This window comes from Microcoleus sp. S13C4 (assembly GCF_036700865.1).
GTDB lineage: Bacteria > Cyanobacteriota > Cyanobacteriia > Cyanobacteriales > Microcoleaceae > Microcoleus.
Window position 1 is genome coordinate 58,787 of the sequence record NZ_JAUBPS010000011.1, and the last position, 24,366, is coordinate 83,152.

At 45.4% G+C, this 24,366-nt stretch carries 15 protein-coding genes; 5 read left to right on the top strand and 10 right to left on the bottom strand.

What is annotated here, in order from left to right; all coding sequences use genetic code 11:
- Positions 1-20 precede the first annotated feature (20 nt).
- Positions 21-2,636 carry an ATP-dependent chaperone ClpB gene (clpB, locus tag QT996_RS07185; RefSeq protein ID WP_333045505.1) on the bottom strand — a complete coding sequence of 872 codons (2,616 nt, stop codon included), beginning with the start codon at positions 2,634-2,636 and terminating at the stop codon, positions 21-23.
- Between the two features lie 407 nt (positions 2,637-3,043).
- Here clpB and QT996_RS07190 point away from each other — a divergent pair, with 407 nt between their 5' ends.
- Positions 3,044-3,736: a DUF2259 domain-containing protein gene (locus QT996_RS07190; RefSeq protein WP_333045506.1), complete on the top strand. Its 693-nt coding sequence runs from the start codon at positions 3,044-3,046 to the stop codon at positions 3,734-3,736.
- A gap of 117 nt (positions 3,737-3,853) precedes the next feature.
- Here the strand turns inward: QT996_RS07190 and QT996_RS07195 are convergent, their stop codons facing one another.
- The 5 genes from QT996_RS07195 to polA form a co-directional block, all read right to left on the bottom strand.
- On the bottom strand, positions 3,854-5,590 hold the full coding sequence (locus tag QT996_RS07195; RefSeq protein WP_333045507.1) for a calcium-binding protein: 1,737 nt from the start codon (positions 5,588-5,590) through the stop codon (positions 3,854-3,856).
- A 364-nt stretch (positions 5,591-5,954) separates the two neighbouring features.
- On the bottom strand, positions 5,955-7,670 hold the full coding sequence (locus QT996_RS07200; protein WP_333045508.1) for an ATP-binding protein: 1,716 nt from the start codon (positions 7,668-7,670) through the stop codon (positions 5,955-5,957).
- A 259-nt stretch (positions 7,671-7,929) separates the two neighbouring features.
- The gene (locus QT996_RS07205; RefSeq protein ID WP_333045509.1) at positions 7,930-8,451 is read right to left on the bottom strand and encodes a hypothetical protein; all 522 of its coding nucleotides are present in this window, start codon (positions 8,449-8,451) and stop codon (positions 7,930-7,932) included.
- A gap of 552 nt (positions 8,452-9,003) precedes the next feature.
- Positions 9,004-9,576: a thermonuclease family protein gene (locus QT996_RS07210; protein WP_333045510.1), complete on the bottom strand. Its 573-nt coding sequence runs from the start codon at positions 9,574-9,576 to the stop codon at positions 9,004-9,006.
- A gap of 11 nt (positions 9,577-9,587) precedes the next feature.
- Positions 9,588-12,596, bottom strand: coding sequence for a DNA polymerase I (gene polA, locus QT996_RS07215; RefSeq protein WP_333045511.1), 3,009 nt, complete (start codon positions 12,594-12,596; stop codon positions 9,588-9,590).
- Between the two features lie 414 nt (positions 12,597-13,010).
- On the opposite strand from polA, the gene QT996_RS07220 reads away from it, so the two are divergent.
- Positions 13,011-13,277 (top strand): hypothetical protein, encoded by a 267-nt coding sequence (locus QT996_RS07220; RefSeq protein WP_333045512.1) that lies wholly within the window; start codon positions 13,011-13,013, stop codon positions 13,275-13,277.
- A 302-nt stretch (positions 13,278-13,579) separates the two neighbouring features.
- On the top strand, positions 13,580-14,239 hold the full coding sequence (locus QT996_RS07225) for a LuxR C-terminal-related transcriptional regulator (protein ID WP_333045513.1): 660 nt from the start codon (positions 13,580-13,582) through the stop codon (positions 14,237-14,239).
- A 23-nt stretch (positions 14,240-14,262) separates the two neighbouring features.
- On the opposite strand, the gene QT996_RS07230 is transcribed toward QT996_RS07225, so the two are convergent.
- On the bottom strand, positions 14,263-16,242 hold the full coding sequence (locus tag QT996_RS07230) for an ATP-binding protein (RefSeq protein WP_333045514.1): 1,980 nt from the start codon (positions 16,240-16,242) through the stop codon (positions 14,263-14,265).
- A 518-nt stretch (positions 16,243-16,760) separates the two neighbouring features.
- Here QT996_RS07230 and QT996_RS28595 point away from each other — a divergent pair.
- Both QT996_RS28595 and QT996_RS07235 read left to right on the top strand, forming a co-directional pair.
- Entirely contained in the window at positions 16,761-16,946 is a 186-nt protein-coding gene (locus QT996_RS28595; RefSeq protein ID WP_445304545.1) for a transposase, read from the top strand.
- 42 nt (positions 16,947-16,988) lie between these two features.
- Entirely contained in the window at positions 16,989-18,458 is a 1,470-nt protein-coding gene (locus tag QT996_RS07235; RefSeq protein WP_333045515.1) for a J domain-containing protein, read from the top strand.
- A gap of 79 nt (positions 18,459-18,537) precedes the next feature.
- Here the strand turns inward: QT996_RS07235 and QT996_RS07240 are convergent, their stop codons facing one another.
- From QT996_RS07240 to QT996_RS07250, 3 genes are all read right to left on the bottom strand, one after another.
- A complete protein-coding gene (locus QT996_RS07240) occupies positions 18,538-20,223 on the bottom strand; it encodes an EAL domain-containing protein (RefSeq protein WP_333045516.1) in 1,686 nt (561 codons plus the stop codon).
- On the bottom strand, positions 20,223-22,595 hold the full coding sequence (locus QT996_RS07245; RefSeq protein ID WP_333045518.1) for a PAS domain S-box protein: 2,373 nt from the start codon (positions 22,593-22,595) through the stop codon (positions 20,223-20,225). Before QT996_RS07245 ends, QT996_RS07240 begins: the two co-directional genes overlap by 1 nt.
- Before the next feature lie 525 nt (positions 22,596-23,120).
- Positions 23,121-24,311 (bottom strand): WD40 repeat domain-containing protein, encoded by a 1,191-nt coding sequence (locus QT996_RS07250; RefSeq protein WP_333045519.1) that lies wholly within the window; start codon positions 24,309-24,311, stop codon positions 23,121-23,123.
- Positions 24,312-24,366 lie beyond the last annotated feature (55 nt).

Genomic DNA, 24,366 nt, shown 5'->3' on the forward strand with positions numbered 1-24,366 from the left:
CGCAGCCCACCCTACTCAAATTATTTCGCAGTCACCAACTGTGCCGGCAGCCGCTTAAACGCCAACCTTTCATTCTCGATATCCACAAAAATGGTATCGCCGTCAGCAAAATCTCCCCGTAAAATACCCTTCGCCATTTGCGTTTCCAACTCGCGTTGAATTCCTCGCTTGAGAGGGCGCGCACCGTAAACCGGATCGTAACCAATTTCTGCTAAGAAATCGATCGCAGATTCCGACAATTTTAGAGACATTTTGCGATCGGCTAACCGTTTTTCCAAGCGCTTAACTTGCAACAGCACAATCTGCCGCAATTCGCGCTTGCTCAAACCGTGGAAGATAATCATCTCATCAATCCGGTTCAAGAATTCTGGGCGGAAAGTTCCCCGCATCGCTTCCATCACCCGACTCCGCATTTGTTCGTTATCTCCCGCCACATCTAAGATGTATTGAGAGCCCACATTCGATGTCATAATAATCACAGAATTCTTAAAGTCTACTGTGTGACCTTGAGCATCGGTAACGCGGCCGTCATCCAGAATTTGCAGCATGATGTTGAATACATCCGGGTGCGCTTTCTCGATTTCATCGAATAGAATCACGGAGTAAGGACGGCGGCGCACAGCCTCAGTTAATTGTCCACCTTCATCGTAGCCGACGTATCCCGGAGGCGCACCAATTAACCGCGAAACCGCGTGTTTCTCCATGTATTCCGACATATCAATTCGGACGATCGCTTCTTCGGTGTCGAACAGATAAGACGCTAATGCTTTGGCTAATTCGGTTTTGCCAACACCCGTGGGGCCGAGGAAGATAAAACTCGCAACCGGACGATTGGGATCGGCTAAACCTGCGCGCGATCGCTGAATTGCATCTGCAACCGCCGTCACCGCTTCATCCTGTCCAATTACCCGCTTGTGCAGTTCATCTTCCAACTGCAGAAGTTTCTGCATTTCCGATTCAACCAACTTGCTGATCGGAATTCCCGTCCACTTGGAAATAATCTCCGCAATGTCAGCTTCAGTGACTTCTTCCCGCAGCAAACTTTTACCTGTAGTTTGAGTGGCTGAAAGTTGAGCTTCTGCTTCTTGCAATTGTTTTTGCAATTCCGTTAACTTGCTATATTTCAACTCAGCAGCGCGGTTCAGGTCATATTTTAATTCAGCTTGCTGAATTTCAATATTAACCTTGTCAATCTGTTCTTTAATCTTTTGAATGCTGCCGATGACACCTTTTTCCGACTGCCACTGGGCATTCAAACCGTTTTGTTGTTCCTTGAGGTTGGCTAAGTCTTTTTCCAGTCTTTCCAAGCGTTCGATCGAAGCAGCATTGCTTTCTTTTTGCAGCGACAGTCTTTCCATTTCTAGCTGCAAAATCCTGCGGTCGATTTCGTCTAGTTCTTCCGGCTTGGAGGTAATCTCCATTTTAAGTTTAGCGGCTGCTTCGTCCACTAAGTCAATGGCTTTGTCTGGAAGGAAGCGATCACTAATATATCGAGTAGACAAAGTAGCCGCCGCCACTAAGGCGCTGTCAGAAATTTTTACCCCGTGGTGAACTTCGTACCGTTCTTTCAAACCCCGCAAAATCGAGACAGTATCTTCAACTGTCGGTTGGTCAACATAAACTTGCTGGAAGCGCCGTTCTAATGCCGCATCTTTTTCCAGGTACTTGCGGTATTCGTCGAGAGTTGTCGCACCGATACAGCGCAATTCTCCCCTCGCTAACATGGGTTTAAGTAAGTTGCCGGCATCCATCGATCCTTGAGTTGCACCGGCACCGACAACGGTATGAATTTCATCGATAAATAAGATGACTTTGCCGTTACTATCCATCACTTCTTTGAGCACCGCTTTCAAGCGTTCTTCAAATTCTCCCCGGAATTTTGCCCCGGCAATTAATGCGCCCATATCTAAGCTAATTAATTGTCGGTCTTTGAGAGATTGCGGCACATCTCCGGTGATAATTCGCTGGGCGAGTCCTTCGGCGATCGCTGTTTTACCTACTCCCGGTTCCCCAATCAATACCGGGTTATTCTTGGTGCGACGGCTCAAAATTTGAATCGTGCGGCGGATTTCGTCATCCCGTCCGATTACTGGATCGAGTTTGCCTTGACGCGCGGCTTCTGTCAAATCTCGGCCGTATTTTTCCAGCGCTTCGTATTTGCCTTCTGGATTTTGATCTGTCACTTTGTTGTTCCCCCGGACTTGGGCAATGATATCTTTGAGCTTGGCTTCATCTAGTTTAAATTCTTGTAGTAGGTTTTTGCCAAAGCGATCGTCCTTAACGTAACCTAGTATCAAATGCTCGATCGAAATAAATTCATCGCCGTACTCTTTGCGATAAGTTTCGGCGCGATCGAGCAAAGTGTCGAGAGAACGACCTAGATAAACGTTGCCGCCGCTTCCAGTAATTTTCGGCTGACGACTGATAAACTCATCAGTGCGATCGCGCAATTTTGCTACAGAAACTCCCGCTTTGTTAAATAAGCTGCTAGCAAGTCCCGATTCTTGTTCCAGCACAGCTTTCATCAAATGTTCGCTTTCTAGCTGCTGCTGCTGAGCTGCTTTGACAACTTCAGGGGTGCGCGCGAGGGCTTCCCAGGCTTTTTCTGTAAATTGGTTTGGATTATTCGGTTGCATAAATTTTAATTCCCTGAATTGAAAATGATGGCTGCTGTAGAGGCAATTGCTCGATCGCCCGTACAATTGTCATTGTAAGGACTTGCGGAGGGGGGACGGATCGGTGTTCCCCTATCTGTAGATAGGTATTTCCGTCCTATGTAGGAGTGTGGCGCAGGGAAAAGGAAACTGTCGCGCCGAAAAGTTGCACTCTTGGATAAAAGCAACTCTCACATTAAAAATGCTTTCTAGTGCGACTTGAAAAAACTGCACATTCTTAAACAGTCTCCTGCGGAAAAAAGAGAAACTCTCATGTAAATAGGAGAGAGGACTTGAGAATCGTCACAGTCGTATAGCTAAACCCAAAGCGTTATTGTTTTACGCATCAATAACAGCCGCTATAACTCTCAGAACAGGACTATATAGCTATGAAAATTTTACCTTTAATTTCGTTAGGTATTATAGCAAGTGCCGCGATCGCAGTAGCCCCTGAAGCTTTGGCAAGTACCTGGCGTGCCGCACACCGGATGTCGGGTTTTTCCGCCGACAGCAATTACTACTTGTATCTAGAAAGTTCCAGAGATACAGGAGCGGGAATTCCCAAAGCAAAATTGCAAATTGTCCAAGTTGCTGCAAATTCCTGCATCCAAAATGGGTGTATCGAAACTAAATATGGCGAGCCAGACTCCAATAAAAGCACTAAAATGGCAGAAGATGACTTGCTTAAAAAAAGTTGGAATAGCAGGCAAACTTTGAAGTTAACTCCTCCTCAAGCTGGAACTAAACTGAACATTATTTCTCGTACTCCCGGAGCCAATGGAAGCGAGACACTCGCCGTCAAAGTCAATACAGCAAAGCCTTTACAAATTCGCCTGGAACAGCGGCAAAAAAATGCTTCGGCTGGCAAAGAAAGCGCGGCCATGCGTCTTGTAATTAATCATAACGGTCGGCAGCGTGTCCTCGGAACGCTGAACAATTTTCAAGATTGGGTGTTCTCTTATTCAATCCGAGAAGTTCGTTTGTCTCCGAACGGGCGCAATGTAGTTGTGCTGGTGGACAAGACAGAACGCACTTTTGAAGGAGTCTTGAAAACTACTGTTGTACAAGGCTTTGTTCTTTAGGCTTGCTATATTCCTAGGTTTTGACCTGGGAATTATCAAAACTTACAATGATTGTTGGCCAATTTTAATCATGTTCCCTGAGTAAAAGTGATTTCACAAATGACCACTTTACTATCTCTAGACCGAGATGAAATCTTCAGAACCAATGAGATTGGGAGCAACACCTATCAAAGAAGCTAAAACTTCACCGCTGCTGGTTACTGTAATTAATGTGCCGTCAGTTCCCGGCGAAATTGATAGCTGTCCGAAGGTCAAGCCATTGATTAATTGCACGGTATCTTGAGACTTGACGAAATTAACGATTGTATCAACTCCCAATCCGATACCTAAAACAAAAACATCGTTGCCCCCGCCACCGACTAGAATATCGTTTCCTAAACCACCATTGAGAGTGTCGAAACCTTTGCCACCATTGAGAATATCGCTGCCGTCGCCCCCGACAAGGATATCGTTGCCTCGCAAGCCCATAAGTACGTCATTCCCTTCCACACCGTTGATGATGTCGTTGCCGCTGGTGCCAGTCAGGATGTCGTTGTCGGGACTGCCGTTGATGCTGTTATCAGGAGGGTTATTGCCTGGAGTGCTACCGGTGTCAGAAACAAAGACATCGAGGCGGCTATTGTAAGTAAAGTTAGTATCCCCCGGTACGAGGTTACTGGCCTCAGATGAAAACGCTACTCTCTGCCCATCTGCAGAGATGGAGGGCTCAAAAGACCCGTTGTTCCCCTGATTGCCTGCTGAGTCAACAGAGACGCGAGTGGTGGTATTCGTCAACAAGTCCCGCACGAAGATGTCGTGTCTGTTGTTAATATCCCCCGGCACGAGGTTGGAGGCAAGAGAATCAAACGCCACAAACCGCCCGTTGGCTGAGACGGAGGGGCTCAAAACGGAGTAATTGTTCGCCTGATTGCCTGCTGAGTCAACAGAGACACGGGTGGTGGTATTGGCTAGCGTGTCCCGCACGAAGATGTCAGGGTTATCGTTAGTATCCCCCGGCACGAGGTTTGTGGCACCAGACCAAAATGCCACAAACCGCCCGTCGGCTGAGATGGAGGGATCATAGGACCCGCTGGCTTTCGGGGAGGAGTCGTAGGACTCCCTGTTGGCTTGATTGCCTGCTGAGTCTAGAGATACGCGGGTGGTGGTATTCGTCAACAAGTCCCGCACGAAGATGTCGCCGCTATTGTTAGTGTCCCCCGGCACGAGGTTTGTGGCATCAGACCCAAATGCCACAAATCGCCCGTCGGCTGAGATGGAGGGATAGTCGGAATACTGGTTCCCCTGATTGCCTGCTGAGTCTACAGATACGCGGGTGGTGGTATTCATCCACAAGTCTCGCACGAAGATGTCGCCGCTATTGTTAGTGTCCCCCGGCACGAGGTTTGTGGCAAAAGAGAAAAATGCCACAAACCGCCCGTCGGCTGAGATAGAGGGAGCGGAGGAGCCTGCATTCGCCTGATTGCCTGCTGAGTCAACAGAGACGCGGGTGGTGGTATTCGTCAACGAGTCTCGCACGAAGATGTCGCCGCTATTGTTGGTGTCGCCCGGTACGAGGTTTGTGGCACTAGACCCAAATGCCACCAACTGCCCGTTAGCTGAGAGAGAGGGCTCGGAGGAAAAGTTGTTCCCCTGATTGCCTGCTGAGTCAACAGAGACACGGGTGGTGGTATTGGCTAGCGTGTCGCGCACAAAAACATCACCGCTAGCGTTAGTGTCCCCCTGCACGAGGTTGGATGCTGGAGATTCAAACGCCACAAACCGCCCGTCGGACGAAATGGAAGGATAGGATGATATCGAGGCGCCTTGATTAGCCTGATTGCCTGCTGAGTCAACTGAGACGCGAGTAATATTCATAAGCCCTGATATTTCAATAGTCCGAATGTTTTTATTTCGTCGTCTGAAACCCTCGATTTTTCGTTGGTAGCTCGATCGCCTTGGAGCATTGAAACCCTTATTCTACGGTTGGTAATCAAAAACTGTCCGAAGTATTGATATTTAAGAGTACAACTTTGGAGATCGGTTTTGCGATCGCACGGCAATTGGGGCTATTTATGCTTTATGCCCGAACAGCCTTGGCGGTTGCTATATCAATACATTTTAAAATTTCCCTCTTCCTTCCTCCCTCTTTGTTTTTCCTTGAACATCTGCCTCCTGACTATTGACAAATGCTCAATCATTAATCCGTGTATCCGTGTCAAAATCCATATCTTGCCTGACTTCATGCCTGCATCACTACCCGTTCCGGGAGACTGACAATAAAAGTTGAACCTTTCCCGTCTTCGCTTTCAACGCTAATTTCGCCGCCGAGAATTTGACACAAACGCTGGCTAATTGTCAATCCCAAACCCGTGCCTCCGTACTTGCGGGTAGTCGAAGCATCAGCTTGGGTAAAAGGTTTAAATATCTGCTCTAATTGCTCGTCCGTCATGCCGATGCCCGTGTCGCTGACTCGAAACATTAAAACTTGAGAAGTGTAGCTTGAACCCGATTGAAAATCATTATTTTTATTTTGTTTCGCCGATCTTGATTTTTCAATTTTAATTCTTTCCACGCCGATAGTAATGACGCCTTTTTCGGTAAACTTGGCAGCGTTGCTGAGCAAATTGAGGAGAATTTGTCGCACTTTAGGTTGGTCGGCGTACATTGTGCCGAGTTCGCCTTTGGTTTTCAGTGCTAAAGCATTACCTTTTTTTTCTACTAGCGGTTGAGCCGTAGTCATCACTTCTTCAATCATCGTTGCCACGTCGAAGTTTTCCAAATAAAGCGTGACGTGACCTGCTTCTATTTTGGAAATATCGAGGATGTCGCTAATCATATCCAGCAGGTGTTTGCCTGCGGTTTGAATTTTTTCTAAGTCCGGCAGAAAGTCTTCTGAGCCGGAATCTTGAGCATCTTCTTGCAGCATTTCGCTGTAGTTAATGATGGCGTTGAGGGGGGTGCGTAGTTCGTGGCTCATGTTGGCGAGAAATGCACTTTTGGAGCGGTTGGCAGCTTCGGCGGCTACTTTTGCTTCGTGCAATTCTTCTGTGTATTCCGCTACTCTTTGGATTAGTTCGTTGAGGGAAATTGCTAGCATTCCCACTTCGTCGGAAGTAGTGACAGGTACTTGCAAATCAAAGTTCGATTCTTCTGTCACTCGCTGAGCGATGAGGGTGGTGGCTTCTAAGGAGCGAGCGATCGCCCCGCTGGTGTATGCTGCTAGAATTGCTGCGCTCGCGGCTGATATCAAGAGAGAGCCAATGAGAATTAGAGTTCCGAGTTTTTCTGCTTTGTCGTAGGTACTCAATGCCTCGTCTGCTTTCTCGCCAAAGCTGCCGGCCAGTTTGGCTGAATCCTGCGAAAACTGTTCGAGTTTCAAAGCGGTTTCGCCCACCACAAAATTGTTCAAATTCCGCTGGAAAGCCTGCTGCTGCTTTGGATTTAAACCCGATAATTTCGCATTCGCCAACAATTTTTGTACTTCTTGAAAGTATGATTCTACTGTTTTGCCGTTGACTTGAACGAACTGTTGAAGCAGTTCGTAGTCTTTGGCCACCTCGGGATTCTTTGTCGGTGGAAAGGTTTGCAGTTGTTCGAGGATGCCGCTCATCTGAGCAACGCGAGTCAGGAATTCCGAACGTTCGCGATCGAAAATTTGCGGTTTTGCCGTCAGACTCGCCAGCTTTTGCTCGTGAATTCTGACTTCCTGTACCGTACTATTGAGGTTGGTCAGGATTTCCCCTTTATCTCGGTCGATCGCCAGTTTTTCCCGAACCTGCTGTTTGTAATAAAATTCTACTCCCCGTCCCGCCACAGCACCCAAAACGGCAATACCAATGACCAAGGCGTATCCGCAGCCAATTTTCTGCCTGATACCCAAGCGACTGAACAGATTTCTCCAATCTGTTTGAGGAGGGTGATGGGGTTGATTTTTCGAGGCTAAGGTTGAAGACATGGGCAATATACTCGTCACCCTGAGAGGCACTATCTATATTCTAATTGATGCCTGCGTGAGGGTAAATATAGTTTTTCATCCCCAACCCAATTTCGGCACTTTCGGGTCTGTGCAGGGTTCCACTGCTTTCTCTGCTTGACAGTTGGGCGAAATTGTGAATAACTAATTAAAATTTACGAGTTATAAGTTGCAAGTTATGAGTTAGATTTGTTATTCACAACTTAACTCTACTCACAACTCACAACTTGTAACTTCTCCTCTACTGGCAAAGTCGAAATTGTGCTATCTCAGCAGGAATTTGGGAAGCATTAGGTACGCTCGCACTTGCTGGAACGAAGATTCCCATGCCAAAACTGCAACCCTCTGCCGTCGTGCATTCCCCCGGCTTAGCAGTGATTTGATATTCGCCTTGGGATGGGGGAGTAAAAGAGATTGACGCCAGTTCGCCTGTTTTTTGACTCACAGCGATTTCCTGACCGCTTGCATCCTTGAGAGATAAGTTTAAATCCTGACAATTTCCGTCGCAAGTGGCAACAAAAACATACTCCACATTAGGATGCAGTGTGGCTCTAAAAGGAGAGGAAACGTGCTTGCGAACTTGACCCAGCAACGGCACAAATACTAACTTTTGACCGTTGCCTTTCCGCTGGTCTACTTCTGTTTTTAAGCGACAAATAACCGTTTTTTGGTTTTCGGTCAGTTCTTGAGCAATCGCATTTCCTACTATTGCAGTACCGAGCATCAGCGCCAGGCCGGAAATAACCAGATGTTTGAAATTCATTGATGTCCCTTAAAGTTATTTTTGGGTGATTGCAATAGACCGCTTTTGTCAGCAGTCTATTAGTTTATCTGGAGCCTATCACATTTGTTGACTTTTCCAAAAAAACAGGTCGGAGAAAAGTGCGATCGAACTCATGTCTGGTTTTAGATTAATCTGGCGTCAGCTATCGCCGGAACTCCACAGATTGCAGACCGTAGGAGCAGAACCTCGTCCTGATTGTATTGTACTAAATTAGGACGATCGACATCTGGCTCTAGAAACCCGGTTTCTGGGCGGATGCGGAGCAGCTAAACCTAAGATTTATAGTAGAGACCGGGTTTAACAAGACCTGAATGAGTCCAAGACTGTAAATATCTGATACAGGTTCCCAGATTCCAGACCAACAACATAATACCAATTAAAAAAAATATTGCTACAATCCTCAATCTTATACCAATTATTAAAAGTCCTAGCTCCCCGTCAGGACACGGCACTGCCGTGTCCCTACTCAAAATCCATCCCTTAAAGCCGTAAATGCGTTCTACAATCCATTGCCTAACTTCCTGCTTCCGATCATTTATCACTCTTCCGAAAGTTCCACGCAGGAACAAACTTAGAGTCTCCCCAAACGCCGCGGCGACTTTTCTTAGCTTCGGCTTCGGCTTGTTCCAGAACACTTGCACTCGGACAGTTTTTCAAGTAAGGACGGTAAACCATTGCTAATCCTTCGCGGATCAAAACTTCTTGGGCAAGTGTACCATCTGGCAAGCGAACTTCGCTAACTTTGCGACCGTAGCGGTCAGTATCGGTGACGGTCAAAACAACGCGACCGCCCCCTTGTTTAACTAGCTGCTGCATTCTTTGGTGCGCTAGATTTCCCCACTTAAATTGATTTTTTTGTGCAGATGCTTTGCTATTTTTCTCAGCATTTGTGTGGGCGACTTCCGGTGCATCTACACAGGCAAAACGCACTTTAATATCTTTCCCGGCGGCATCGCTAGCGACAAGGGTGTCGCCGTCGCTGACTCGCTTGACAGCGTAGTTGTTGGGCGCTAACTTTTGTGGACACCCAAATAGTAGCAACAGGAGAGCAACTGCACTTAAGGTTTTTATTTTTGGGAAAATTGCGATTTTAGTTTGACTCATATTTCTCTGTTTTATTTAGTTTCCATCCAATTTTGCCCAGCGTGGATGTCAACTATCAGCGGTACGGTAAGTGGCAGAGCATTTTCCATCGCACTTCTAATTTTCGGTTGCAATTCTTCCCATTCATCGGGAGGTACTTCAAAGATTAATTCATCGTGAACTTGCAGCAGCAGCCGCGCCTGATAGTTTTGCAAAATTTTGTGTACCTCAATCATGGCAAGTTTAATGATATCAGCACTAGAGCCTTGAATGGGAGCGTTGGCTGCCGCCCGCAAAGATTGGGCGTCATCTCTGCTGACAGATTTAAGTCTATCGGAGTGAATGTCTTGGGGATTGCGGCCTTTTAAGTCCAGGAGGCTTTCGCTCTCGAATTTTAAATAGCGGCGGCGGCCTAGAATTGTGGTAACGTATCCGAGGGCGATCGCCTCTTTTTTTACTTTCTCCAAAAATTCAAAAACCTTAATGTAACGCTCGTTAAATCGCTTAATAAACTCTTTGCCGTCTGCTGAAGTTTTGCCCATGGAACGACCAAACTTAATCGCCCCCATACCGTAAATTACCCCAAAATTAATTGTTTTGCCAAACCGTCTTTCGTCCGGCGTTACTTCCTCTTTTTCAAACAAAAGTTGAGCTGTTACGGTATGCACATCTCGGTTATTTTGGTAAGCTTCTATTAACACAGGTTCTTGACTCAAATGAGCTAAAATTCGCAGCTCAATTTGAGAATAGTCAGCCGACACCATCAGCCAACCTGACTCCGGTAAAAAAGCCTTGCGAATTTGCCGCGAAAACTCGGTACGGATGGGAATATTTTGTAAATTGGGATTGGAAGAAGAAAGCCTTCCCGTACCCGTTGCAGTTTGGTTGAAATCTGTATGCACTCGCCCGGTATCCGCACGCACTAACTGCGGCAAAGCATCCACATAAGTTGATTTCAACTTGGATAATGTTCGGTGTTCTAATAAATCGTCTACAATCGGGTGATCTCCTTGCAATTTATCCAATACGGCGGCGTCTGTAGAGTATCCCGTCTTAGTTTTGCGAGACTTTTTCTGAAACTCATCCGGGATTTTTTCTAACAAGATTTCGCTGAGTTGTTTTGGGGAACCTAAATTAAACTTTCTCCCGGCTGCTTGATAAGTTTTTTCTTCTATTTCTTTTAAGCTCTTTTCTAGCTGTTGCGATAGTTCTTGCAGATACGCTGAATCAATGCGAATTCCGCAGTATTCCATTTCAGCTAAAACTGGTTCTAGGGGCTGTTCTACTTCCAGCAGCAACTTGTGCAAAGACTTATCGGCAAAGTTATGTTCATCAGCTTTATCTAATTCTGCTCTAAGTTTACCTACTAACTGAAATGTGGTGTGAACATCCATGCCACAGTAGTCGGCTACCGCCGGAATACTGATGTCAGCAATTGTTTTGTTTTTGGGTACTAATTCATTGTAACTTTTTGCGACAATACCTAAGTATTTTCTTGACAATTCGCTGAGGCTGTGGCTGGTTTCGGGATTGAGTACGTAACTCGCTAGCATGGTGTCGAAGACGACTCCGGCTAGTTTGATTCCCTGACACCGCAGGATCGATCGATCAAACTTAGCATTTTGCAGCGCCTTGGGATAATTCTCGCTTTCCAAAATCGGACGCAAAGCATTTAAAACTGTGGCTTTGTCCAAGTTTTTGCCCGTTTTATGTCCGGTGGGAATGTAAGCAACATCCTCTTCGCCTGTTCCCCAACAGCAGCCAATTCCGACTAATTCGGCGTCTCGCGGTTCGATGGCTGTGGTTTCGGTATCCCACGCCACGGGTGAGGCTTTGTCGGTGAAGGTTTGCAGCAGTTGGACTAATTCGTTTAACTGTTCGGTTGTTTGAATTATTCGGGGTTTAATGGGTAATTTGTTTGCTTGCTGGGCGGCTTTGGTTTCTGCAGGACTAAAAAACGACAAGTCGTCGTCTTCTGAACTTTCAGAAGTTGCAGGTGACTTATCTATTGTGGGGAGTAAGGGTTGGGCATCGGGTTCGCCGTTTTCTACTGTGTCTTCTACACTCTTTTCTATGGTTTGTTCTACGCCCTTTTCTACGGTTTGTTCTACACCGCCGAACCGTTTTTGAATTTGCTTGACTTTGCTTAAAAATGTCTTAAATTCTAATTTTTCCAGCATCGGGATCAAGGCGGATTCATCAAAACCTTTGAGCTGGCAATTTTCTAAGTCTACTTCCAAGGGTACGTCTTGGACAATTGTCGCCATGCGTTGAGAATGATAAGCAGCTTCTTTGCCTTCTTCTAGCTTTTTCTTAGTTGCCCCTTTAATCTCACCGATGGCTGCATAAATTCCATCAAGGGAATTGTAAGCTTCCAGCAATTGCAGTGCGGTTTTGTCGCCGATGCCTTTAACTCCGGGGAGGTTGTCGGATTTGTCGCCGCAGAGGGCTTTGTAATCTACTACTTGTTCTGGCAAAATGCCGAGTTTCTCTTTGACTGCTTCCGGGCCGTATTCTTGGGATTTGCCTTTTCCCGATCGCCGGAGCTCATCGGTACTCAAATACAATACGCTGATTTGTTTTTCGGTTTCTACTAATTGAAACAAATCTCGATCGCCCGTGAGGATTTTGACCTGATAACCGGCCGCGCTGGCTTTGTTTGCCAAAGTTCCCAAAACATCGTCCGCCTCAAAACCGGGAGCAGTTATTGCAGGTAAATTCAAATAGGTGAGGAGTTCTTGCAGGTTTTTGATATCCGGCTTAAAATCTTCCGGTGTTTCGGCTCGACCCGCTTTGTAGGTGTCGTCTGCTTCGTGGCGAAATGTGGGTGTGGCGAGGTCAAAGGCGATCGCCATGTACTGGGGGTCGTGGGCGGCCATAACTTCCAGCAGCGACTTGAGAAAGCCAAAACAGACGCTGGTGGGAATGCCCGTCGTAGTTCGCAAGCCTCCGTCTCGACTTTTGGCAAAGGCGAAGTACGAGCGAAAGGCCAGGGAGTGGCCGTCAACTAAGATGAAGGTGGGAGCTTGATTTTCCGACACTGACACAGATCCCGATCGCACGAAAGTATCTTCTCATTGTAGCTATAGCAGAAGGATGTCTGATGTTTTGAAGTAGCTCATCTTTGCACCAACTCTTGTAATGCCAAAAAACAGTGGAGTATGGAGTAGATATCTGGGTAAGTCCGACCAATTGCAACGATTCTTGCTATTCTGCGTCGATTTTACTCGATCGCCTACAATATCTCAAAAGGTTTGTCTACAAGGTCTTTGGGATGATTAATTTTTAAAACCCCTGATTGCCCCCCCTCTCCCCCGAAAAAAATCGCTCTCCTTCTAAGTCATTTTCTGAACGCACTTGCGTAAACACGCAATATTATTTGCGCTTACTCCCCTATCAACCGGAAGACTGGACTGACAGAATGAAACTATCTACTTTATAAACAGGTCTGAATCATGAACAAAGTAATGGTTACGCTCATCTCTCTAGCTACCCTTGGGCTAGGCATTGCTGTTCCCCTCCAAGCCAATGCTCAGCCTATGAAGCAACCAACAAAAGTTGGGATTCAAGCCCCACATCGCCATGAATACCGCGTCCAGTATCACCGCAATAATCAAAAAAAATGGATAAATGCTGGAACTTTCCGAGATCGTGTAGCTGCTAACAAAGAGGTTCAAAAACTAGAGCATAAAGGTTATAAAGCCAAAATTGTAACTCTGTAGACTTATACAATAGAGGAGGGAGAGAAAAGGTGAGTAGCCCTCGCCTTTCCCCTCCTGATTATCATTATCAGTAAAAGCTCACGTTATAGGCCAATACGGTTCAGTTAAAACTATTTATTCCTCGGAGATCCCCCTAAATCCCCCTTAAGAAGGGGGACTTTGAGAAAGTTCTTGTCCCCCCCTTTTTAAGGGGGGCTAGGGGGGATCGAGCTTAACTGAACCGTATTGCGTTATAGGCAGTCTAAATAGTCGTGAAAACGAGTCTGCTGAAGAAATGATAAAATAGTTATGGCGGTCAAACTATGAGTTATCAAACACAACGCTTTCTGGTCATTGAGGATCACCCTGAAGTCGGTCACAATAATTGTGATTTTTTGAGGATGATAGACCCTCAGTGTTCCTGCATTATTCAGGAAACCCCTGAAGAGGGAATTGAGCAACTCAAGCAAGAGAACATAGATTTAGTAGTAGTTGACTTACAATTTGGGACTTTGACAGGCGAGGAGTCAGCCAAGCCAGGTTTAGCGCTACTCAACCACATTTTTGAGCATCACCCTCTGTTAAATGTTCTCGTCTATACCAGCGAACCAAGCTATTTAAGGCAAGTCCTGAAGCAAATATTTGAACATCAAGGGGGATTTGCTGTCGTTAATAAAATGGAAAGACGGAATGCTTTTCTAGAAGGAGGTCGTAATGCTTTAGCTGGACAGTGTAAGATTCCTCGTAATTTAATGAACGAAATGCCATTGACTGATAAGGATAGAACGGTATTGGACTTGTTATGTAACCAAGCCCTTACAGATCAGGCAATTGCAGATCGGATGCATATATCCCTCAAAACAGCTCAGAACTACGTCCAGAGTCTCAAAGCAAAACTGAATGTCGATCAGCTTGATGGTCAACTTACTAATACCAGAATCGCAGTTTGCATGGAGGCAATTAAACGTAGGTTGATCGGGTAGTTATACCCTTATTTGTTATCAAATTATGGGGTGTCCATCGTCCATTCAAGTGTTACCTGCATCCCACCTTCTTCTAATGGAACCCTTTGCCAAGCCCCATTTGGTATCTCAGCGGCAATAGTTTTCATCAGTTTAGTGCCATATCCACCACTACGACGTTTCTTGTGAGGAATATCTAATAAGATAGGGGTTAGGCTAGTTCCATTATTCTCGATCGCTAATCGGCACTGATGATCTTTTTGAGTAAGCGAGACTGAAACTTGCGTGGCCGAGCCGTTTGGAGGTTGGGCATGGCGAATCACATTAGCGATCGCTTCTCGAAAAAAGCGAAAGATATCCTCTCTCGAATCAATCCAAGCACTATCAGATTTGGGTTCTCGCAAGGGTTGTAGATGCTCTTTGACACTCAAGGTTAATTCTCTTGAGTCAATCAGTTTTTGGAGCCATTGGTGTATCCCCCGATCCAGTCCCGATTGCAGCTCTGGTGTAATCTCTAGCTTTTCTGCAATTGTACGTGTGCTGCTGAGCTGATTGCGAAGAGCAAGCCCAACTGCTTCTAATCGATCTAAGATTGAGTTAATCACGGGAGATGGATGACTGAGGGCTAGAAGTTCAATACTATCCATTGCCAATTTGAGTTCTTGAAGGGGGCCATCATGAATGTCTGTTGCGACTCGATGGAGGAGTTTCCGCGATTGCAAAAGAACAGCCTGTCGCTCAGCTAATTTCTGCTGTTGTTGGATAGACTGCCTGAGAATTGAATAAATGGCTACACATGAACCTGTTCCAACCCAACCTAAGATGGGGATGGATAATGGAAGAATTAACCCTTGATAGAACAAGATAAAACTTAAAGCTACATAGCTTCCTACCAAGAGCGGCAGAAGCCAGCCAACCAGCAGATGAACAGGTATAAGTTTATGCTTTTTGCCTGGCATAAGTATATATAGGCTTAGCAAGTCAAGACCCAAAGTTGTGATGATGTAGTCATACCAATTCGGGATTCTTGTCAGAAATGAATGGGTCATCACACTAGCTATTTGATTAGCTTCTACTTCTGCAATAGACATCTCCCCAAAAGGAGATAGTTCTCGATAGGTTTCAAATCCTTTCCCTTCGGGAAGATCGATTAATACAAGTTTATCATGGAGCTTCTGAATAGATTGGGGTTCAAAGGAAGGATTACAGTGTTCTATCTCTAGCTGAGACGAAGGACATTGAAAATGAATATCAATACTAGGAAATGTATCAGCAGAACCCCAGAAGTTCATTTGAAAAGATAAAAGAGTTTGTAAAGTGGTAATTCTTTGAAAACCTTTGAGATTTCCTGAGTTCCTATAGAATTTTTCTAAGGCCATCGTTGCCACAGATTTAACCTTATGATGTATATTAATATCTGGATCATCTTCATAGCTAAAATAGGAAAATAGCTCGGCTTTTCGAGCTGGGCTGTCTAAGCTTTGTGGATGTGCTGCATATCTGAAGTAACTTACTATCTGCTCTGGGGGAATAGAGGGATTTATACTTTCATTATCGAAAGGAAGTAAATTATGATAATTATTTATGACTGAATTTTCTGAGGGTAATTTACTCGGACGAGCCACCAAAACAATCTGGTTTGAATATTTACTAATCAACTCTTGAAAGGGATGTTCTAACTGAGTATCTGTATCAAGCTCAATGTACTGGATCATTTGAGTAGGCAAATTTATGACTACAAGCTTTGCACCACTGTTGATTAAGCTTCTCACTAAAATTGCATAGAAAGTATTCAGTTTATATAAGTTATGAAAGTTATATCCTAAAAGGGCAGGCTGCTTGATCTTAAGCAGTAGAATTTCTTTTGACATAAGCCTTGGTTTATGCAGTCGTATTAGATGATCTTGAATGTCGAGCTCCATTTTATTGAGCATAGGTAAATTGCTAGATACTGCACAGTAAAACAAGCTCCAAGCAGTTACTAAGACCATACCTATTGCTGGACGATATCTGATAGTGTTCATTATTCGATATTTCTATTATTTATTTGTTCCGGGCAGTCAATATAAAATTGTTGGCTTGGGTGGGATTAGGTTTAAAATTATACACAAATCTTGTGAACACTGTCTCAACCACCAATGAGCCAATTTTGTACTAATCGTTGCCTCATAGATAGTACCATTCAAATAAAACCCGTATATTGAACGGACATTATTGCCGTCAATTTATAGTTTCAGTTTAACGGAGCCTTCTTGTCCAATACCATCAGTAATTCGTCCAGCCCCAATCCAGACTTAGGTTGCTCGGGCTGGGATATCTAACAGACTCAATAAAAGTAAAGTTTGGCATACAATACGAGATGCAAAAGGAAGCATGAGCTATTTATTCTTAGTTCAAGAGTACAATTCTGACATTGGCTTTTGAGGGCGAATTCTCTTCTCCAGTATATAGCAATTCACGGTTTGGTGAGGTACACCTAAATAGCTGTAAAGCTTATAGAACCCATTGGGGATCTCTGATGATGAGCTAAGATCAGAAAAAAATGTCGTACTCCCGCAGCTTAACCGATAAAGAGTGGGAACTCATCGAGCCATTATTACCACGAAACAAGAAAACCAGACCGCCTACTCAGTCAAAGAGAGAAATCTTGGATCTTATCTTCTATGACTCGCAAGCGGTAAACGCACGGGTGGTCAGAAACCGGGCTTTTTGCATCATACTTCGTTAGAGCTCGCAGAAACGGTAAAAAACCCCGTTTCAGAAGGTTGTGATGCGTAAGTCCCAATCTCAAATCTCCAATCTCAAATCGCTTGACTGTGCAGCTTGGCTGAGAATAGTACAAGATGTTAAGTACGATTCCCTGCGGGATAGCTTCGCTTCACGCAAATTTACCAACAACTGCCGATCGAAGCCTATGGGTGACATTAACCGATGCTACGAAATCCTCGAAATTGAGCCGGGAGCTTCCTTAGAAGAAATTAAGCGCGCTTACAGGGATTTAGCGTTTGTGTGGCATCCCGATCGGTTTGCCAACAACGATCGCCTGCAACAAAAAGCTCAACAACGATTAACAGAAATTAATGAAGCTTACGAGCAGTTGGTGTCGTTTCTGAGTCAGCCTGAATCATCGAGGTCGATCGAAAAACAGTTTCCGCAGCCACCGCCCCCTGCGCCGGAAAAGCCGCTGAGAAGGCGTTCTGGAAAATCAGCCGCCAGGTCTGGTTCCCAGCGTCGTCAAACCCGCCCAAAAGCCGCCTCCAAAAAATTTCTCAGTCAAAAAAACTCTTCAAGCAAGAAACGATTTACCACTCACAATCGCCAAGCATGGCGGGGAAGAAAGCAACCTGGGCGAAGCGTTGCGAGGGAAGCGCGGACATCTCAAAACTATCCAAAGCTTACCTCGAAAAGGAAAAAAGAATTTTCAACTCAATACTCAAAACCGCCAAGCCCGCCGAGGGAAGTGCGGCCATCTCAACAGTCTTCAAGCTTCCCTTGGTGGCCGCTGGCAATCGCTGTGGCGAGTTACGCTTTGACCGGTTGGATTTTGACGGTATCAGTCGCCCCGCTGTGGATGTGGGCTTTAATCTGCGGTGCAGATTGGCTGTGGGCCGCGATTTTGCTGGCGGAGGGTTCGGCAACGCCTAGAGTGTGGCTGGCGGCGTTAGTTTTGGCTGGGGCGGTAGGGGGGTCAATCGCGGGTTTTCAGGCGGGAGGAATGCGAACTGGGGCTGCTTGGGGCGCAGTTGGAGCTGGTTTGGGGGCGATCGCCAGTTCCGAGGCCGAGTCTCGGGCTGTGGCTGCTGTTTTGGCTGTAGGGGGAGTGGTGACAGTGGTGGGATTGATGGCTGGAACCGGTTCTGGGAATTGGGTCAAGGCGTTGGTGGCGGCTGTGTGTTGGGCGGTTGTTGGCTTGATGTGCGGGCTGGCGGCGGAAGTAGGGGTGAATTCTGGCGGCCCCGTCGGGCTCTCTGGTGCGATCGGGCTGGGGATTGGGGCGTGGGCGGGGGTTTTGGCTGGGGCGGGTTCGGGGGCGATCCTCCAAGCCTTGGCTATCGCCGGGTCTAAGACTGTTTATAGCGCTTGGGCTGCGATCGGCATTATTGCTGGAGTTGTGGCGCGGATGGTAGCCGCAGAAAGGTTGATCCACACTAGCAGTGGGCTTTACACGGTTATCCTGTTGGTGGCTACTTCGGGTTTCGGGCTGTGGCTGGGAAGTTGGTTGGGCGATCGTATCTTTTAAATTAGTCAGTTGTCAGTTATCAGTTGTCAGTGGGCAGTTGTCAGTTATCAGTCAACAGTCAACACTCAACACTCAACAATCATGAGGATTGCAACCGGAATTGATCTAAATCCCAGCACTTATCGCTTTTCAGCAGAGCTTCAAACTCAGCCATTGGTAAAGCGTGACTGAAAAAATGACCTTGAATTTCGTCGCACTCGTTCTCGCACAAAAAAGCAAGTTCCTGCTCATTTTCTACCCCCTCAGCAATCACCGTCATGTTCATGCAGTGTGCCATTTGAATAATAGCTACTGTAATGGCTGCATTTTGGCGATCGTCTGCAATATTGCGAATAAAACTTTTGTCAATTTTAATCGCATCAAACGGAAAGCGTTTCGGATAACTCAAAGAAGAATATCCCGTTCCAAAATCATCAATTGCTATCCTAATACCCATATCTCTCCACACCGTAAAAGCTTGAGCTGCTGCCGTTTCATCTTGCAAAATCAGACCTTCCGTCAATTCTAATTCCAGACATTTAGGATCGAGATTAGTTTCTCTCAAAATCTGGCTCACTCTCTCCGTCAAATTTTTTCGTTCAAACTGGCGGGCTGACACGTTGACGGCTACCCGCAGCGGAGGCAAACCCTTTGTTTGCCAAGCTTTAGTTTGCCTGCAAGCAGTCTCTAATACCCATTCGCCCAGCGGTGCAATCAAGCCCATTTCTTCAGCCATTGGAATAAATTCCCCCGGGGAAACTCTGCCCCTTTGTGGATGATTCCAGCGTACCAAAGCTTCAGCACCAATAATTTTACCTGTTTTAATTTCTATTTGCGGCTCATAGTAAACTTCAAACTCCGAGCGCTTTAAAGCATTGCGGAGACAAGTTTCTTGAGTAAAAATATTTATGGAACTATCCGCAACTTGTGCAGTATAAAATTGATAGTTGTTTCCACCTTGTTGCTGAGAAGTGTACATAGCTGTATAAGCATTTTTCAGCAATTCGTCTCCATCGCTGGCATCGCTTGGAGATAAAGAAATGCCCATACTCGCCGTGACGTAAAGTTCCGATTCTTTGACAATCATAGGTTGGGCTACAATATCTAAAATATTTTGAGAAATCTTAGCAGCCTCCTTTTTTGTAGCAACGGGTTCGATAACAATGGCAAATTCGGCAGCTTCCAAACGAGCCAGAATATTAATCTTCTCCGTGCATTTACTCAGTCGCTGGGCAACTGTGCAAAGTACCAAGTCGCCGATCTCGTGTCCCAAGGTACTGTTAATCCGGTTAATTCTATCTAAACTGAAAGTGACAACGGGAATCATTGCTGACAATTCTTTTTGCTTGTCTAACACCTGCCTTAACAGTTCTCGCAACAGCAAACGATTGGGCAAGTTTGTCAAGCTATCGTACTGATGTCGGTGGAGAGCTAATTGAATAGTTGTGTGCAAGTTTTTTTCGTCAAAGGGTTTTATAATATAGCCGAAGGGTTTTGTCCCATTGACGCGCCGCAAAGTGTTTTCGTCAGCATAAGCTGTCAGATAAACTACAGGAATTTGAAAGCGCGAGCGAATTTCTTCTGCTGCTGTAATGCCATCGATTTCTCCTTGCAGCTTAACATCCATCAAAACTAAATCAGGTCGAAATTCTGCGGTCGATTCAATCGCTTCTTCTCCCGAATAGACAATACCAGTTATTAGATATCCTAAAGATATTAGACTGTCATAAATGTCTTCCGCAATGATACTTTCATCTTCAACTATCAGAATTTTGCTTTGTAACATTAATTTTGCTCCTTAGAGGGCAATTTGGGTTTTGAGAATGTTATTTTAAAACTCGTGCCTGCTGTTTCTAATAATTCTATTTTTCCGCGAATTTGCTTGACCAAAGACCCGACCAGTCGCAAACCCAATGTTTGGGTCTTTCGATAATCTAAGTCTGGAGGAAAACCAATTCCGCTATCGCTCACGGTTAGCACGCAAACCTTGTTATTATCTAAAGTAAAATCTATTTGAATTTTACCTTGAGTTTTTCCTGTAAAAGCATACTTTAGGGAATTGCTCACCAGTTCGTTGATAATTAATCCGCAAGGAACTGCTGTATAAATATTTAGCGAAGACGGCGCAATGGTTGCTTCTAACTTGATGCCATCTGCCTGAATTTCATAAGCTTGGAATAAATTGTGGGAAAGATTTTGGATATAGTCAGCAAAGTCAATGTCTGACAAGTCTTTTGATTGATATAATTGTTCGTGAACCAAAGCCATTGATCTCACCCGGTTTTGACTTTCTTTTAACATTTCGATAACACGGGCGTCTTCAATGTAACGAGACTGAAGTTTCAGCAGGCTAGAAATAACTTGGAGGTTGTTTTTGACGCGGTGGTGAATTTCTTGGAGAAGGACTTCTTTTTCGACGAGGGAGGCTTTGATTTGCTCCTCATCCCGTTTGCGATCTGTAATGTCGCGTACTACTGCTTGGAAAAATTTTTGTGCGTTAATTTCCATAGCGTTTAACAGAACTTCAGCAGGGAATTCTGAACCGTCGAGTCGTTTGTGTACCCAGTCAAATCGACAGCTACCTGTTTCCATTGCTGTGTCCATTCTCTGGGTCGCTAAACTCGCTGAATCTTGTCCGTTAGGCTGAAATGGCGGTGAAAATTCGCTCGGATGCTTACCGTAAAATTCTTTTTTGTTGCTACAGCCAAATATTTTTAAGGTGGCGGGATTGCAGTCAAAAAAACCATTTTCGTCAAGCAACATTACTGCGTCGCTGGTAGCTTCATAAAGGCTGCGAAATTTGTGTTCTGATTCTTGCAGCGAGCAGATTAATTGGTTTTTTAGAGCGGTAGCACGCTTGCGCTCGGTAATATCTATTCCTACAGAAACTGCTGCGCTTCCCTGATGGTATTTCTGAGCTACTATCAAATAGTTGCGGAGGAGACCGTTAATTTCTATTTCTATTTCTTGGCAGGTTTGCTGAGATGAAGTGTCAAAAAATTTTCCGATCAGTTCTCCAAAAGTCGAGCCTTTGTCGAGAAAGTTGATTTCTTGACCGACAAAGCTTTCAGGAGACAGTTTGAACGAGGTTGCTAAGTGCTGGTTGACTCGAATATACCGCAAATCTGAACTTACCCAAGAAATCATCCCGGGTACGGCATCCAAGACTGCGCGAAGTTGGTCTGTAGCTTCTTGGAGTGCTTCTTCCGATCGCAAGCCATCGCTAATATCTGTCGCCGTTTCGCACAGGCCTAACATAGCGCCGTTTTCAGCTTGGTTGACGATGCTGTTGACGCCCAGGTGGAGGGGAGTACCGTCTTTACAAATGTGTACTGTTTCGTAAGGAGATTTAGCGGTTTGTGGCTGAAGTTTGGTTCTCGCTAAAAGTTGGGCAAATATTTCTCTTTGGCTGGTTTTTTGTTCGGACACTAAAAACTCGGTGAAGCGGCTGCCGAGCATTTCTGGCGGTTCGTAACCGTAGATGCGTTTGGTGGCGGAATTGACAAAAGTCAAGAAGCCTTCAATATCGATCGACCAAATCAATTCTTGGGAGGTTTCTAGGAGGTTGCGGTACTTTTTTTCACTTTCCGCAAGTGCTGCATTGAAGAAAGCAGTCTGCTGCTGAAGTCTGTCTTCTAATTCTTGATTTGCCGTTTCCAGAGTTGCGATCAAGTGCTCGCGCTCGGTAATTTCAGTAGAAACACCCACTGCCCCAACCACTTCACCGTTTCCATCTCGCAGCGCTGCCGATCGAATTTCGTGAATAAAATGCCTCTCTCGGACGTTCCAAGTGCGATCGTTTCCTGCTAATACCTCGGCAATATTTTCTAAGATATCTGGCTGGCTGCTGTAAACTTCAAAAATAGATCGCCCGACAGTTGCACCTGGTTTGAGTCCCAAATTTTCTAATCCTTTCCCTGCTGCAAGGGTTAACTTGCCTTCTCTGTCTGTTGCCCACAGGAAAATTGGGGCACAACTGACGGCGGCCTGAAGGGTTTCGTTGGCTTGTTTGAGCCGATCGATTTCTGCGTGAAGCAGATCCTGGGTGGTGTTTAATTCTACCGTTAGTCGATCGGCTTTTTGCTGCCAACTCGCAGCAGTATCGCACATCTCTGCGGGATAGCGGGAAGGACAGAGGGATTGGTTGCAGTGTGACATGGTTACTCTGGGGCGCACTGTATATTTAACCCCAGCCTATCTTTTAAGCATAAACTTTTTAAGTCAAATATTACAATTAGCAGGAATACTCATCCGACCAAGATGCGATATATTAAAGCTACTTTAAAGGATTCAGAAATAGCAGCTCGCTAAGGCTTTTGGGCGACAGTTTACAAATTTATAATAAGCTGAATAAGACCTAGAATTCGGTATTTTTACGGTAACTATTTGTAGTAGTGCAAAAATAATTTCCGCATTCCTCGGCTTGCACTAGAACTGGGATTGTAAGTTTATTATATTTGTTTGCGTAGATTCACGCACCGAGGAATCGGAAATCGGGAAAATTGAAATATAGGCAGCGCCTGAATAGTTAGGAGGTACTTAATTTGTGAAAATCATGAGGTCGATTCCCTCTTCTTTCTGCCTTCTGCCTTCTGCCTTCTGCCTTCTGCCTTCTGCCCTATTCCCTATTTCTTCCATCCGCTACATCCGTTACAGAATCCGTTGCCGAACTTCCTTCTTTCTTCAATTAACTCCCCAAATTTTGACAGTTTTGTCTAAGCTACCACTGATAATAGTTTCACCATCGCAGCTAAAAGTAAGACAAGTAACAGAGTTTTGATGTCCGCTAAGAGTGTGGATATGTTCGCCGGTACTGGCCTTCCAAAATTTAATATTACCATCAGCACTAGCGCTGACAACCGTGCGTCCGTCGGGACTAAAGGCGATCGCATTTATCGAGTTAAAATGCCCGGCCAATGTGATTGAACTATCTGGATTCGATAGCTGCCGCAGTTGAATGTTTCTGTCCCACCCGCCAGTAGCTAACGTCTGCCCGTCTGGACTGAAAGCCAGACAATTCGCGTAACCTTTAATTGTTTGGGAGCATTCTCTGCTGCGGAGGTTCCACAGCTTAATTGTACCGTCCGAACTGCTGCTAGCGAGAGTGTGTGCGATCGGGCTAAAAGCAAGACTAACAATTCCTGCTTTATGAGCTCCCCAAGTTAAAAGATTGCCAAAAGTACAGATTAACTTTCCCGTCTCTAAATTCCAACTTTTGATAGTAGTATCTGCCGAACCTGTGGCGATAACTTGACTATCAGGACTAATGAAAATTGCGCTAATTTCCGCTTCATGTCCGAGGGAAGTATGCCGCAATTCTCCTCCTTGCCAAATTTCGATCGCACGGTGTTTCGGAGTATTTCTGCTTCTCACAAAAACTTCGATTTCTTGGCAAAGGATAAACGTTTCTTGAGCGCGAGGATACTTGTCAACAGTATAGAGTATTTCTCCTGTATCTACATCGCAAATTCTAATTATTTTCCCGTGCAAACTAGCCGTGCGAGATCCTCCGGGACTAATCGCAACATTTGTCCCAGTTTTGACACTGCGGATGCAGTCAAAAAGCTTATAAGGCACGAAGTCTTTTAAAGCTTGGCGCACTAGAGGTTCTGTCCTCGGTCGCAAAATTAAATAAGCAATTCGCTGCACTTCTGCTGCGGGGTCAAGCAGCGCCTCAATTGCTAAATTTAAACCAGCGCCTCCGTATTTAGGAGCGTCTTTAACAGCGGCAATCCGAGCCTCGATACTAGGACTGTTGAAGCGCTGCTTGACTCCGGCGATGCCTCCCAAAACAGCGCCGGCGATCGGGATTTGACTTTGGCCGCCGAGGACGGCATCATATTCTCTGGGTTGGTTAGAATTGTCGGCTATCATACGATTTTAGATTTTAGATTTTAGATTTGAAGAATTGGAGGATTGAATAAAGCGA